Raw genomic sequence first — 13995 nt, forward strand, 5'->3', positions numbered from 1 at the left:
AGCTTCTACTCAATCGAAATTAAATAATAATACAAGGGTTGTCCCCCATAGTATATTTCAATCTCAGCCTCTTTGTGTGTTTCCTCAAGAATATTTGCCAAATGGTTGGCCTCTTCCTGGCTTACATCCTCACCATAGTACAGGGTAATAATTTCTTGATCATCCAATATCTTACCAATTAAATCAATCGTTGTTTCTTCTACATTTCCACCAGTAATTTGAATCTTTCCTTCAGAAAGCCCTAAGATTTCGCCTTCCATAATGTTGTGTCCATCTAGTTCCGTGTCTCGCACAGCATATGTCACTTCAGCGGAAACAACTTCCTTAAGAGCTTCTTTCATGGCAATCTCATTATCATCTATGGATACATCTGTATTAAAAGCAATCAATGAGGCCATTCCCTGAGCAAATGAGCGGCTAGGGATTACACGAATATCCACATCCTTAAGTAGATGTACTGATTGTTCTGCTGCCATGATTATATTTTTATTGTTTGGAAGAACAAAAACCGTTTTCGCATGGACTTCCTTGATTCCGGCCACAATATCCTCCGTAGAAGGATTCATGGTCTGTCCACCAGAAACTATATAATCCACGCCCATACTTCTAGCAATTTCTTTTAATCCATCGCCTGCAGCTACGCAAAGAAAACCATATTCTTTCATTTCCTTTGGTTTTTTCTGACGATCTTCAAATTGTTCTCGCATATTTTCAATTTTAATATCATGCAGACTGCCTAGGCCTACGGCATATTCAAGTATCTTACCAGGATCATCTGAATGCATATGAATCTTAGCCATCTCATCTTGGACTACAACAACCATTGAATCTCCATCTATCTTGCTTAATTCGTGGATAATTATGTTCCGCTGTAGGTTAATCCCTTTTATAAATAATTCTGTACAATAGGGATAAACGATATCTTCTTCTCTAAGATCACTATGGTCCTTAATTTCATTTTCTTCTACAGTCTCTATGGTATGGTCTATCTCAATACCTTGTAGATGAGCCTCGGCCCCTTGCAGTAAAACAAGTAGACCCATTCCACCCGCATCTACTACATTCGCCTGTTTCAAAGCAGGTAGCATATCCGGTGTTTTATCTAGGGTCTTAAAGCCTTCTTTAATCATGTAGCTGACCATTTCATCAATGTCAATATCCATGTCCTTGGCGGCTTCACCAGCCTCACCCAAAGACCTTATTACGGTCAGTATCGTTCCTTCAACGGGTTTTATAACCGCCTTATAGGCAATTTCCACTGCGTGTTGTGTTGCTTTTGCCAATAATTCTTTATCGACAATCGTTGCTTCCCCGATAATTGCGGAGAATCCACGAAATATTTGGGACAAAATTACACCTGAATTTCCTCTAGCACCCATCAATGCTCCCATTGACAAGGCCTTTGCAAATTCTTTATAATTTGGTTCATCGAGATTTTCTAACTCTTTCACAGCTGCCAAGACGGTTAAACTCATATTGGTACCAGTATCTCCATCAGGTACTGGAAACACATTGAGATTATTAATCATCTCTTTATTGGCTGCGAGGTTCTTTGCACCAGCAATAAACATTGCTTTTAATTGAGGTGCATCAAAGTAGTCTCTCATTTCGGCATGCACCTCCTAGTCTATAGTACGTACTCCTTGTACGATTACGTTTATTTTTTCTATTCCTACGCCTGTCAGCTTTTCAACCTTGTAGCGAACATTTTCTATGATGTTTTGGGCAACGACGCTAATCTTTGTGCCGTAGCTTACTAAAATATACAGGTCAATTGAAATCTTATCGTCTTTAGTCTTAACACTAATCCCTTTATTTAGAGATTCAGTTCCGATAAGCTGAAAGAGACTGTCCTGCAATGTCTGTGTAGCCATTCCCACAATACCGTAGCATTCAATAGTAGCTGCACCCGCAATGTCAGCGATGACATCTTTGGTTATGGTAATTGTACCATCTTTAGAGATAATTTTATTTGGCATATGACACTCCTTTCTCAAAGGATTATAACACGAATGACCTTAAATCTCAAACCAAAAATAGCCAATTGGGGGTTGCGTAAAGTTTGGTGTCCTGCTATAATCTAGAGGTATGCAAAGAGGGAAACTCAAGGCTAAAGGAGGAGCGGAGAATGGCAAAATGTGATGTATGTGGAAAAGGAACTGTTGCTGGTATAACAGCTTCCCACTCTAATATAAAAAATAAGAGAGTATGGCGCGCGAACATCCAAAAAGTTCGTGTCGACGTGGATGGTACAACTAAGAAACTTAATGTATGCACCCGTTGCCTACGATCAGGTAAAGTTAAAAGAGCAATCTAATGAGATGAGAAATGAAAAAAGACTTCGTGTGAAGTCTTTTTTTTATTTCCAATTAATTCTTTCAACTAGTATAAAAGTAGTCCTACTATTCCCGAACAAATAATAATCAAAGCTGGATTAAATCGTTCACTTGCAAAAATAATCAATGTAACGATAAATATCAAGAATCCCTTAAGGTCAACAATTGAAGTTGGAGTCAAAATGATGGCTGTTGATGCAATCAGCGCTATTGCTACAAGCTTGATGATTTCTAGGACATTCTCATAAGCATTATGACCTCGCACCTTTTGAAATACCATCGCCAATGTTAAACAAATCAAAAACGATGGCATCGTAACCCCTAATGTGGCAAACAAACTACCTGAAATTCCATGAACCTTGAATCCACTGTAGGTCGCTACATTTAGAGCAATGGGTCCCGGCGTCACCTGCGCAATGGCAATTGCATCTAAGAACTCGCCATGGGTAATCCAATGCATCTTCAATACAACCTCATTCTGAATTAAAGGAAGCATTGCAAGGCCTCCCCCAAAACTGAACAAACCAATCTTAAAAAAAGCAATAAATAATGTCAGCAATATCATTTTCTCGCCTCCCGAGCCACATACCAGGAGTAGCCAAATCCCGCACTCACACCGAATAGGATCAATATAATAGGATTGATTCTATAAAATAAAATCACTGAGAAAAATACCGCCAACAGAACTCCCTTTATTGCATTCCACTTCATTCTTTTGGCCATGGTAAAAGCAAAATAAAGAATCAAGGCTACAACTGCAGGACGTATTCCCATGAAAAACTGCATAACGATAGGATTTTCACCAATTTTATTGAAAAAATAGCTAATAACACTAATCACGATAAATGAAGGGGAGATACTTCCCAATACAGCGGCTATGGCTCCTTTCAATCCGTTGAGCCTGTAACCAATAAACGTTGCACAATTTACGGCTAGTGAACCTGGTAAGCCTTGTACTAGCGAAAGGTATTCTTGAAATTCGTCTTCTTCTATAAGGGACGTTTTTACGACAAAATGATTTCGCATAACTGGTAGGATTGCATAGCCACCACCTAATGTAAATAATGCTATTTTGAAAAACTGAAAAAACAATTGAATATTAAGCATAACTACTCCTTTCCACTCACTTTAGTAGAAAAGGATTTATATTACAAGAAAAAAAATCACATAAGTGATTTTTCTTCTTGTTGAATTACTATTCAGTACAACTCACTATGGTTATTATCCAAACCAAAAGTTATGATGTTGACCCTTTTCTATAGCATATCTACGATTTGTTTAGATTTTAAAACTTTACCACTTGAAACTACTTTTCCATCAATAACCAAGGCAGGCGTACTCATTACACCATATGCCATGATATCTTTCATATCTTCCACTTTGACAATTTCCGCTTCGATGCCTTTTGCCTCGACTGCTTCTATAGCAGCTTTATGAAGCTGTTTACATTTTTTACAACCGGTTCCTAAAATTTCAATTTTCATACGTTCCTCCATTTCTAATTTTAAAACCATATTAGCACTTTTTCTATCCTATCAAAAGGAAAGAAAAAGCATTGAACAAATATCCTATGATTATAATTCCTCCAGATACGATACCCACAAAAGTAAATAATAGTTTTCTTTTAATAACTTTACTAATCATGATAATGGATGGCAGTGATAAGGCTGTTACTGACATCATAAAGGCTAGCACAGTACCAACACTTACACCCTTCAAAAACAGCGCTTCTGCAATGGGAATCGTTCCAAAGATATCAGCATACATCGGAATACCGACTAAGGAAGCCAAAATCACAGCAAATGGATTATTGCTTCCAACTACATTTTCAATAATACTTTGAGGAATCCAGTTATGAATAGCAGCACCAATACCCACACCAATCAATACATATTTCCATACTTTAATGAAAATACTTTTGACCTGTTCTACTGAATATTCACGACGATCTTTATGGGTAAGTTCCTCTAGTGGTACATCAGAAATGCCACCCTCTTTTACATAATCCTCAATATATTTTTCCATGCCCAGTTTTTCAATGATTGTTCCACCAAGTACAGCTAGTATTACTCCTACCACCACATAGGCAATGGCAATTTTGAATCCAAAAAAGGAAGCCAGAACTAGCAAGGATGCTAAGTCTACAAAGGGTGAAGATATTAGGAAAGAAAACGTGGTGCCAATTGGCAAGCCTGCTGAGGTAAAACCAATGAATATGGGGATGCTAGAACAACTACAAAACGGGGTTATAGTACCCAATAACGCCCCCATAATATTCCCCTTAATACCTTTCATACCACCCAGAATAACCCTGGTTCTTTCTGGTGGAAAATAACTTTGTATATAGGATATTAAGAATATTAATACGCTAAGTAATATGAAGATCTTAATTACATCAAAGATAAAAAATTGCAAACTTTGTGCTACACGTGTTTGCATGTCCATGCCAACTACGTTGTCCAATAGATTGTATACTAGTTCAGACAGCCAATCCATCCGAAGTATTACACTGTTAAGCCAAGTAAATACACTACTCATTTTTCTGCCTCCTTGTTAACCTTATATTTTGCATTGATTCAAATAATGTTGTTTTAGATGTTGACGCGACCGCACCACTTCTAAAGACGGGTCATCGTGTTTCTTTTGTAGAATTTCCATAATCTGCATAAGGAATATATTATTATCATTTATACTATATTCAACAAACTGGTCTTTTCGGAGTGTTTTCACCAAGTCCGCGTCTCTAAGTTTTGCCAAATGCCTAGAAATTTTTGCCTGTGGTTCTTCTAATACTCCAGTAATTTGGCAAACACAAACCGGTCCATGATATAACAAGTCTAAGATATGTAATCTCGTCTCATCTCCTAGCAACTTAAATATCTCTTCCGTTTTATTAGGCATACTTTCCCTCCTCAATCTGTTTTAGGAGATCCAAAACCTTGTTTTTAATTTCATTTCTTGTATTCCTAAAAAAGTCAATATCTTTACCTACTGGATCATCAATCTGCCAATCTATACGGTATCTAGCCAATTTCATTGGACATTCCACACCACAGCCCATGGTCACCACAATATCTAAATCCGGTATATTTTCGAGTTTTTTCGGACGATACATAGAAATGTCTAGCCCAATTTCTTCCATAACCTTTACTGCTTTAGGATTTACTTGCATAGTGGGATGAGTGCCCGCACTATATACTTCTATATCAGTATTTTCTAAAGCATTGGTTAGACCTTCAGCCATTTGGCTCCTGCATGAATTACCAATACAGATATATCCTATCTTCATATTTCCTCCTTGTTTGTATATGCGCATATCCATATATAAGTATATATACTTTTTCACAAGTGTCAATAAAAAAAACACCCTTTCGGGTGTTTTTTAAGTTTATTTCGTTTCTTTTTTCAAAGCGTCTTTGCGAGATAATTTCAATCTTCCTTGCTTGTCATAGCCAATGGCCTTAACTAGCATCATATCTCCTTCTTTGCAGATATCCTCAACTTTTTCAACACGCTTATGATCCAACTGAGAAATATGTACTAACCCTTCTTTTCCATTCGCGCCATAAGCACCAGGAATTACTTCTACAAACGCACCAAAGTCCATGACTTTAACGACTTTTCCTTCGTAAATTTTTCCAGGTTCTACATCTGCGGTGATTGCATTTACGATGTCAATTGCTTTTTGTCCAGCAATCTGGTCGATTGCAGCAATATCTACTCTTCCATCGTCGGTAATGTTAATTTCAACACCAGTATCTTCCACAATTTTCTTAATAATCTTACCACCCGGTCCGATGACTTCTCTGATTTTATCTTTATCGATCCATAAGGTTGTAATCTTCGGTGCAAATGGCGAAAGCTCTTTATTCGGTTCCACGATAGCTTCTTCCATCTTCGATAGAATATGCATACGGCCTTTCAAAGCTGCATCCAATGCTTCCGTCAGGACTGCACGGTCAATACCGTCACATTTGATATCCATCTGCATCGCTGTTACACCTTCTCTGGTTCCCGTAACTTTAAAGTCCATATCTCCTAAGTGGTCTTCCATTCCTTGAATGTCTGTAAGGATAATTACCTCATCATCCTCTTTAATTAATCCCATGGCAATGCCAGACACACCTGCTGAGATAGGTACACCAGCACTCATTAAGCTCATACTAGAGCCACAAACACTACCCATCGAAGTAGAACCATTAGAGCTCAGAGCTTCAGATACCACACGAATTACGTATGGGAACTGGTCGTCTTGTGGTACAACAGGGAACAATGCTCTTTCAGCCAAGTTACCATGTCCAATTTCTCTTCTTCCAGGTCCACGCATAGGTCTAGTTTCCCCTACACTATAAGGTGGGAAGTTATAGTGGTGGATGTAGCGTTTAGTTACTTTCATGGTGTTCAGTCCATCAATCATCTGTTCTGAAGCGCCAGTACCTAAGGTTACTGCTGAAAGAATTTGCGTTTCACCACGAGTAAACAGCGCTGATCCATGCACACGTGGCAACAGGTTTACTTCACAATTAATTGGTCTAACCTGGTCAAGTGCTCTGCCATCTACGCGTACTTTTTCTTTTACCATCATCTGTCTAATGGTTTTCTTTTCTACTTCTCCATAAATATCTGAAAACCACTTCATGTATTCAGGATGTTCTTCAAGTTCCGCGTCTTTTCCTTCGAAAAATGAAGCTTTCACAGAATCTTTGCAACTACTAAATAGCAAGTCCCGTTCCATTTTTCCTACTTTTTCATCTTTTGCTTTATGCACTACGTCGTACACTGGTCCACCGATAAAATCGACTACAGCCTTTTTAAAATCAGGATCAATTTCTTCAGGTTCGTAGACATACTTCTCTTTCGCTAGTCCTAATGCCAAAGCTTCTTCTCTGAACTTTTCTATAAAACGTACAATTTTTTTAATTTCTTCGTGAGCCAGTAAAATTGCTTCCAAGACTTTTTTCTCTGGAACCATTTTAGCGCCGGCTTCTACCATCATAACAGCATCAAAAGTTCCTGCTACCGTAAGGTTTAACAGGCTTTCTTCGTGTTGTTCCATCGTAGGGTTGAAAATATATTCATCGTCAATCAATCCCACACGCACCGCTGCTATCGGTCCTAAAAAAGGAGCATTCGATATATGAAGAGCTGCCGATGAGCCAATCATACCAACAATATCACACTCATTGTCCTCGTCATTAGACAAGATTGTATTAACGATTTGGATATCATTGCGGAAACCTTTTGGAAATAATGGTCTAATCGGACGGTCTGTAAGACGCGAAGCCAAAATGCCCTTTTCACCAGGACGTCCCTCACGCTTGATAAAACCACCAGGAATCTTACCAGCAGAATACATTTTTTCTTCAAAATCTACCGTCAATGGGAAAAAATCCATTCCCGGACGTGGTTGCTTCGCCATAGTAGCAGTGGAAAGCACCATGGTATCTCCGTAACGAGCAACTACAGCACCACTAGCCATTTGAGCCATTTTCCCAGTTTCTAGGGAAAATTCTCTACCTGCAATCTCCATCGATTTTTTTAAAACTTTTTTCAAATTGTCCTCCTTTGACTGAGCCATCCCAGTCCCTATATTGTAAACTTTTTATCCTTTACCTTACTAGTATAATTGTCCTGCCATTAAAAGACAAGCAAAAATAAAAGACAGGCAATCACCTGTCTTTTTTGTATGCAAAGATTATTTCTCTAGCGTCTGATTCCCAGACTTTGGATAACTGCTCTGTAACGCTCGAAATCGTTTTCCCGCAAGTAGCGCAGGAGTCTTTTACGTTTTCCGACCAACTTGAGAAGACCTCTTCTGGTATGGTGGTCTTTCTTGTGGACTTGAACGTGTTCAGTCAAGTGATGGATGCGATTGGTCAAAAGTGCAATCTGTACTTCTGAAGAACCGGTATCATTTTCACTTTGTCTAAACTCTTCGATAATGTCTTTCTTTTCTTTCAATGCCATGATTTTTCCTCCTAACTTTATTTAATCGCCTTTAGCTTCGTAGAACGTTGAGGACTCGTTGAACCAAGCAAAAGGTTCTTACCCGAATAATATTATCGCAAATTTATACTTTTGACAAGCATTAATATAGAGAATCAGGGAACTTAGCAATATTTTTGCTTTCACTCATCATTCTCTGACGCGTAAGTTCTTCATCTTCTTGTAACTGATGTCTTAACTCTTCTAGTGTATCAAATTTAACTTCATCGCGAATACGCTCTGTAAATGAAATCTGAATGGTTTTATCATATAAGTCTCCGGAATAGTCCAGTAAGTGTGCCTCAATATTGGTTTCAAAATTATCACCAATTGTCGGCCTTTTCCCTACGTTGATCAGCGCTCTATGAATAGCATCTTTTTCTTTGACATACCCCATATATACCCCAACTTTGGGAACCAGTAGCTTTTCATTTAGATTGATGTTGGCCGTAGGAAACCCTATGCTCCGCCCGATACAGTTGCCTTTCACTACAGTTCCCTCGATAAACGGAAAGTATCCCAGCAAGGTCCCAGCCAAGGCAACATTTCCTTCATTAATCATGTCGCGAATTGCGGTAGAGCTAACACTCATTTCCTGGGTTCGAATCTCTTTTTGGATATATAATTCATAACCAAATTTTTCTTTCAAGGCATCCAGCAAATAAACATTCCCCATCTGTTTGTCACCAAAATGGTAGTTGTAACCTACACAGATATACTTTGCATTAAACTTTTCCAAAAGAATTTCTTTAATAAACACTTCTGGCTCCATCGTGGCTGTCGTAATGTTGAACGGTAGGACGATAAGATAATCCACTCCCATGCTTTCTAAAATTGCATCTTTTAGATGATGTGGAAGAATCTGTTCTGGTCCTCTTCCAAAAAAGAATTCCTTAGGGTGAGGAGAAAATGTGAGAACTGCAGTTGCGAGTCCTTTTTTCTTACCAACTTCCAAAGCATGTTCAATCAGCTTTCGATGTGCAATATGTAATCCGTCAAAATTTCCAAGTGAAATGCAAATAGGCTCTTCAATCATAGTCATGCTTTTAATGAGTTTCAAGCTATAAACACCTTCTTCATCCTGATAGTAAAGCTTTCGCCTTCTTTTATGCAAACTGCTACGCCAAGTAACGTACCGTCAGGTAAATAAATCATTAGCGGTTCATCACACTCAACTTCATCCATTTTATGGATTCCCATATCTTTCAATGAAAGGCTATTTCCATGTTTAGCACGCTCCACAGCTTTATCGTTTTGTATCGTATATTTCTTTCCTGGAACCACATCACCTATGTTCTGTAGAAAAGAATCATCGTTATTCTTTGTCATATCTTCGATTTCTTGGATAGTAAGGGAATCTGAAATATCGAATATGCCGACTTTTGTTCGTTTCAGGTCACTCATCACACCAATGGTTCCTAAGGCTGCAGCAAGATCTTTACAATAAGTACGGATATACGTACCTTTAGAGCAAACTACTTCTATCCCAGCTGTCCAATTTTCTTCATTCCTAACTGGACCATATAACAGTTTATTGTCATAAATACGTATCGTCCTAGTTGGACGCTCAATTTCTTGACCTTTGCGAGCCAATTTATATAGCTTTTGTCCGTTAATCTTAACAGCCGAATACATGGGCGGAATCTGTTCAATTTGTCCTTTCATCTTTGAAAGAACACAACGTAAGTTAGCTAATTCATCCGCCTCCACAAGACGCTGTTCTAGAACTCTTCCCTGCATATCTTCCGTATCGGTAGAAAGTCCAAACGTGATTTCTGCAACATAAGTCTTTTTGACATCTTCCATGTATTGAATCATTTTTGTGGCTTTTCCGACTGCAATCACCAAAACGCCTTCAACTTCAGGGTCCAAAGTACCGGTATGCCCAATTCTTTTGGTTTTCAGTATACCTCGCAGTTTTGCTACCACATCATGAGAAGTCCAACCCTTTTCCTTTTTTAGGTTAATGAATCCATGCATTGGTACTCCTTATCTACCTCTTCCTGAACGAGTTTAATAATTCTTTGCTCTTGTTCGTCCAGTTTTCCTTCTACTTTAAATCCAGCTGCTCTCTTATGTCCACCACCGCCAAATATTGATGCAATCTTAGTTGCGTCGATACATGATTTCGTTCTAACCGATACTTTAAGTTTACCCATTTCCATTTCTTTTATAAATAGGGCAACTTCTACACCAGTTACGGTGCGTGGATAATCAACAAAGGACTCCAAATCTCCATTGTTTAATTTGTGTCTTTGAATTTCCTCTAAAGATATTTTAATCCAAGAGATACGTCCGTCTTTTGTAATTTTAAGGTCATCCAAAACATCTGACAGAGCTCGAATCCTATTGTACGGTTCATTCTCCCATATGCTTGCCCGAATGATATTGATATCTGCTCCATAATCAATAAGAGATGCTGCAATTCTAAGCGTCTCGGAAGAAGTAGATTCATACTTAAAGGACCCGGTATCCGTAGTAATGCCAGTATATAGCGCATTCGCAATTTGACTATTCCACTGAACCTCCCATTCTGTAAGAATTCTAAAAAGAATCTCACAATTTGCAGATGCAGTGTCTTCTACAATATTTAAATCCCCAAAACCAACGTTACTCCTATGATGATCAATATTTATTATCGTATGGATGCGCGGAAATTCTTTCTTCATATCGTAACCCAAGCGGTTCAAATCACTCGAGTCTAAAACAACAACTACCTCATGTTTCCTATCAGGAATGTGATCTATATCGTAAATCAATTTTGACGGGTCGCAGAATGTGTAGCGATAAGGAATCTCGTCCAAATTTAAGGCATCTGCCTCAAAACCCAGTTGTTTTAAGGCGAGCGTCATAGCCACAGTTGAACCGATGCAATCTCCATCGGGATCTCTGTGGCTAGTCACCAATACCTTTTTTCCTTTGAGCATTGAAAGTATTTCACTAGATTTTTTACTCACTAGCTTCACCTTGCTTGATTTTCTCCAGCAAAGCGTCAATATGTGTACCTTGTTCAATGGAGTGATCATATAAAAAATGAATCTCTGGCACATGTCTTAGCTTTATGCGTTGGCTAATTTCGCGCCGAATGTAACCCTTCGCACTTTCTAGAGCAGCTACAGTCTCATCGATGGTGTTTTGTTCACCCATAACGCTAAAATAAATTTTAGCTACACTTAAGTCTCCAGACAAATCCACACTGGTGATGGTTACGAATCCCACGCGGGGATCCTTCACGTTATCACGAATAATCTTGGCTACTTCTTTCTTTATTTCCTCAGATACTCTTCTTGCTCTTTGTTTGCTCATTTCATCACTTCCTAATTTTTAAAGTTCGCGGGCAATTTTCTCAAAGGTATAAGCCTCAATAATATCGCCCTCTTTCATATCATTGAATTTCTCAAATCCTATGCCACATTCAAATCCGCTGGCTACTTCCTTCGCATCGTCTTTAAATCGTTTTAAGGAAGAAAGTTTTCCATCAAATACAATTACGCCGCCACGGACTATCCGCACATTAGCAGAATTGGTAATCTTCCCACTAGTTACGTAGCAACCAGCAATCGTTCCAGCTTTTGGCACCTTGAAAGTATTTCTCACTTCGGCAACACCTAGCTCTACTTCACGAATTTCTGGTTCCAACAGGCCAGACATAGCAGCTCTAACATCATCAATCGCTTCATAGATGATACGGTAAAGCTTGATGTCTACTTCTTCTTGTGCTGCTACTTTTTTAGCATTGCTATCCGGTCTTACATTGAAACCGATGATGATGGCATTTGATGCAGAAGCTAGTATAACGTCAGTTTCAGTAATGGCGCCAACTCCGCTATGAATAATACCCACTTTTACTTCATCCGTATTCAGGTTCAACAATGACTGTGATAATGCTTCCACACTACCTTGCACATCGCCCTTGATGATTAATGAGAGTTCTTTCTTTTGGCCTTCTTCAAAGTTTTTGAATAAATCCTCTAAAGTTACTTTACGGCTTTTAGAAACAGTTTCTTCTTTTTCAACTATGCAACGTTGCTCAACGATATCACGTGCATATTTTTCATTATCTACAGATTGGAAAATATCTCCAGCCTTTGGTACGGAACTAAGTCCTAACACTTCAACCGGAGTTGCAGGGGGCGCAGTGGTAATACTTTCCCCACTCTCATCGTTCATCGCCCTAACCTTACCAACACACTGTCCAGTTACAACTACATCGCCGACATTTAATGTGCCTTGCTTAACGAGCAAAGTAGCTACAGGGCCTCTGCCCTTATCCAACTCAGCTTCAATTACGAAGCCATCAGCATGGCGTTCTGGATTGGCTTTTAATTCCAATATTTCAGATACTAACAGAATCATTTCCAGTAAATTATCCAGACCTTCTTTGGTTACTGCAGATACTTTACAGAATATGGTATCACCGCCCCAATCTTCTGGAACCAATTCATATTCGGTTAGTTGTTGCATAACACGATCAGGATTTGCACCTTCTTTGTCCATCTTATTCACAGCTACTATGATGGGCACACCAGCTGCTTTTGAATGCGCAATAGCCTCAATCGTTTGTGGCATAACACCATCATCAGCTGCTACTACTAAAATCGCGATATCTGTTATTTGCGCACCCCTGGCACGCATAGAGGTAAAGGCAGCATGTCCAGGCGTATCAATAAATGTCATTTTCTCGCCGTTTTTCTCTACCTGGTAAGCACCAATATGCTGCGTTATTCCACCAGCTTCACCTTCTGTAACTTTGGTTGCACGGATGGCATCCAAAAGGGAGGTTTTACCATGGTCAACGTGACCCATAACTGTAATAATTGGTGGACGTCTCTTCAAATCTTTAGCATCGTCTACTTCAGTAATTTCAATCTCAGTTACTCTCTTATTCGTTTTGAATTCAGCCTTGATTTTAAATTCATCCAATACCAAAACCGCCGTATCAAAATCGATGCTTTCATTAATTGTCGCCATAACACCTAGCTTCATTAATTTTGAAATCACTTCACCGGCCGTTTTCCGAATTTTCATAGCCAGATCCTTAATCGTGATTTCCTCACCAATCGTAACTTCCGTGATTAATGCAGGTGGTTGTTTCGGACCTTTTGATTTTTTCTTTCTAGTTTTTTGATAGCTTCTACGCTCACTTAAAGAAAGATTTCTGTCGATTTTTTCTTTCTTAATCTTTTTCTGGCGTCGTTCTTCATCTGAATTATATATTTTCTTTTTAGGTGGAGCCTGTTTTAATTTTTTGCTTGGTTTTATCTCGAATGCTGGTTTTTCATCAGGGATATCAGCTTTTCTTGGTGGTCTACTATCCCTAGAGCGATCTTGTCGTGGCTGTGGACGTCTATCCGTTGCAGGTCTCGCCGCTGGTTTTCTTTTGGTCGCGTCTTCAGACTTTTTCTTTTCTTCTGCTTCGCGCCTAGCTGCTTCTCTTTTTTCTGCATCCTTACGTTCTTTTACAGCTCTCTTACGTTCATTCTCTTTTTGTTCCAATCTTTTAAATGCTTCCGCAATAAAAGCTCTAACCTTTTTCTCGTCATCTGGAGCTAAAGTACTCATATGATTTTTAGCTTCAATTCCAAGTTTGTTTACCACCCATAGCATTTCTTGATTTGTTGTCTTTAGCTCTTTCGCCAATTCATAAAGTCTTTTCTTACCCATACACTATACC

Annotated in this window: 16 protein-coding genes; 1 reads left to right on the forward strand and 15 read right to left on the reverse strand. The window is 38.8% G+C overall.

What is annotated here, in order from left to right; all coding sequences use genetic code 11:
* Positions 1–5: 5 nt before the first annotated feature.
* Both JR334_03480 and JR334_03485 read right to left on the reverse strand, forming a co-directional pair.
* Positions 6–1607: a DAK2 domain-containing protein gene (locus JR334_03480; protein QRN86297.1), complete on the reverse strand. Its 1602-nt coding sequence runs from the start codon at positions 1605–1607 to the stop codon at positions 6–8.
* Positions 1608–1622: 15 nt separating this feature from the next.
* Positions 1623–1979, reverse strand: coding sequence for an Asp23/Gls24 family envelope stress response protein (locus JR334_03485; GenBank protein QRN86298.1), 357 nt, complete (start codon positions 1977–1979; stop codon positions 1623–1625).
* 149 nt (positions 1980–2128) lie between these two features.
* Here JR334_03485 and JR334_03490 point away from each other — a divergent pair, with 149 nt between their 5' ends.
* A complete protein-coding gene (locus JR334_03490) occupies positions 2129–2317 on the forward strand; it encodes a 50S ribosomal protein L28 (protein QRN86299.1) in 189 nt (62 codons plus the stop codon).
* A 65-nt stretch (positions 2318–2382) separates the two neighbouring features.
* On the opposite strand, the gene JR334_03495 is transcribed toward JR334_03490, so the two are convergent.
* The 13 genes from JR334_03495 to infB all read right to left on the reverse strand — a co-directional run bounded on the left by JR334_03495 (position 2383) and on the right by infB (position 13985).
* The gene (locus tag JR334_03495) at positions 2383–2901 is read right to left on the reverse strand and encodes a chromate transporter (protein ID QRN86300.1); all 519 of its coding nucleotides are present in this window, start codon (positions 2899–2901) and stop codon (positions 2383–2385) included.
* A complete protein-coding gene (locus JR334_03500) occupies positions 2898–3443 on the reverse strand; it encodes a chromate transporter (protein QRN86301.1) in 546 nt (181 codons plus the stop codon). Before JR334_03500 ends, JR334_03495 begins: the two co-directional genes overlap by 4 nt.
* Positions 3444–3592: 149 nt before the next feature.
* A complete protein-coding gene (locus JR334_03505; GenBank protein ID QRN86302.1) occupies positions 3593–3820 on the reverse strand; it encodes a TM0996/MTH895 family glutaredoxin-like protein in 228 nt (75 codons plus the stop codon).
* Positions 3821–3863: 43 nt separating this feature from the next.
* Positions 3864–4874, reverse strand: coding sequence for a permease (locus JR334_03510; protein ID QRN86303.1), 1011 nt, complete (start codon positions 4872–4874; stop codon positions 3864–3866).
* Between the two features lie 21 nt (positions 4875–4895).
* Positions 4896–5237, reverse strand: coding sequence for a winged helix-turn-helix transcriptional regulator (locus JR334_03515; protein ID QRN86304.1), 342 nt, complete (start codon positions 5235–5237; stop codon positions 4896–4898).
* On the reverse strand, positions 5230–5625 hold the full coding sequence (locus JR334_03520; protein ID QRN86305.1) for an arsenate reductase ArsC: 396 nt from the start codon (positions 5623–5625) through the stop codon (positions 5230–5232). The genes JR334_03515 and JR334_03520 overlap by 8 nt, the downstream gene beginning before the upstream one ends.
* 99 nt (positions 5626–5724) lie before the next feature.
* Positions 5725–7914, reverse strand: a complete 2190-nt coding sequence (locus JR334_03525; protein QRN86306.1) for a polyribonucleotide nucleotidyltransferase — start codon at positions 7912–7914, stop codon at positions 5725–5727.
* A 125-nt stretch (positions 7915–8039) separates the two neighbouring features.
* Positions 8040–8303 (reverse strand): 30S ribosomal protein S15, encoded by a 264-nt coding sequence (gene rpsO / locus JR334_03530; GenBank protein QRN86307.1) that lies wholly within the window; start codon positions 8301–8303, stop codon positions 8040–8042.
* Positions 8304–8424: 121 nt separating this feature from the next.
* On the reverse strand, positions 8425–9381 hold the full coding sequence (locus JR334_03535) for a bifunctional riboflavin kinase/FAD synthetase (GenBank protein ID QRN86308.1): 957 nt from the start codon (positions 9379–9381) through the stop codon (positions 8425–8427).
* Positions 9378–10301, reverse strand: a complete 924-nt coding sequence (truB, locus tag JR334_03540) for a tRNA pseudouridine(55) synthase TruB (GenBank protein ID QRN86309.1) — start codon at positions 10299–10301, stop codon at positions 9378–9380. Before truB ends, JR334_03535 begins: the two co-directional genes overlap by 4 nt.
* Positions 10280–11278 (reverse strand): bifunctional oligoribonuclease/PAP phosphatase NrnA, encoded by a 999-nt coding sequence (locus JR334_03545; protein ID QRN86310.1) that lies wholly within the window; start codon positions 11276–11278, stop codon positions 10280–10282. Before JR334_03545 ends, truB begins: the two co-directional genes overlap by 22 nt.
* The gene (gene rbfA, locus JR334_03550; GenBank protein ID QRN86311.1) at positions 11271–11627 is read right to left on the reverse strand and encodes a 30S ribosome-binding factor RbfA; all 357 of its coding nucleotides are present in this window, start codon (positions 11625–11627) and stop codon (positions 11271–11273) included. Before rbfA ends, JR334_03545 begins: the two co-directional genes overlap by 8 nt.
* Before the next feature lie 18 nt (positions 11628–11645).
* Positions 11646–13985, reverse strand: coding sequence for a translation initiation factor IF-2 (infB, locus tag JR334_03555; GenBank protein QRN86312.1), 2340 nt, complete (start codon positions 13983–13985; stop codon positions 11646–11648).
* Positions 13986–13995: the final 10 nt, after the last annotated feature.

Source organism: Clostridia bacterium (assembly GCA_016887505.1).
GTDB lineage: Bacteria > Bacillota > TC1 > TC1 > UBA5767 > UBA5767.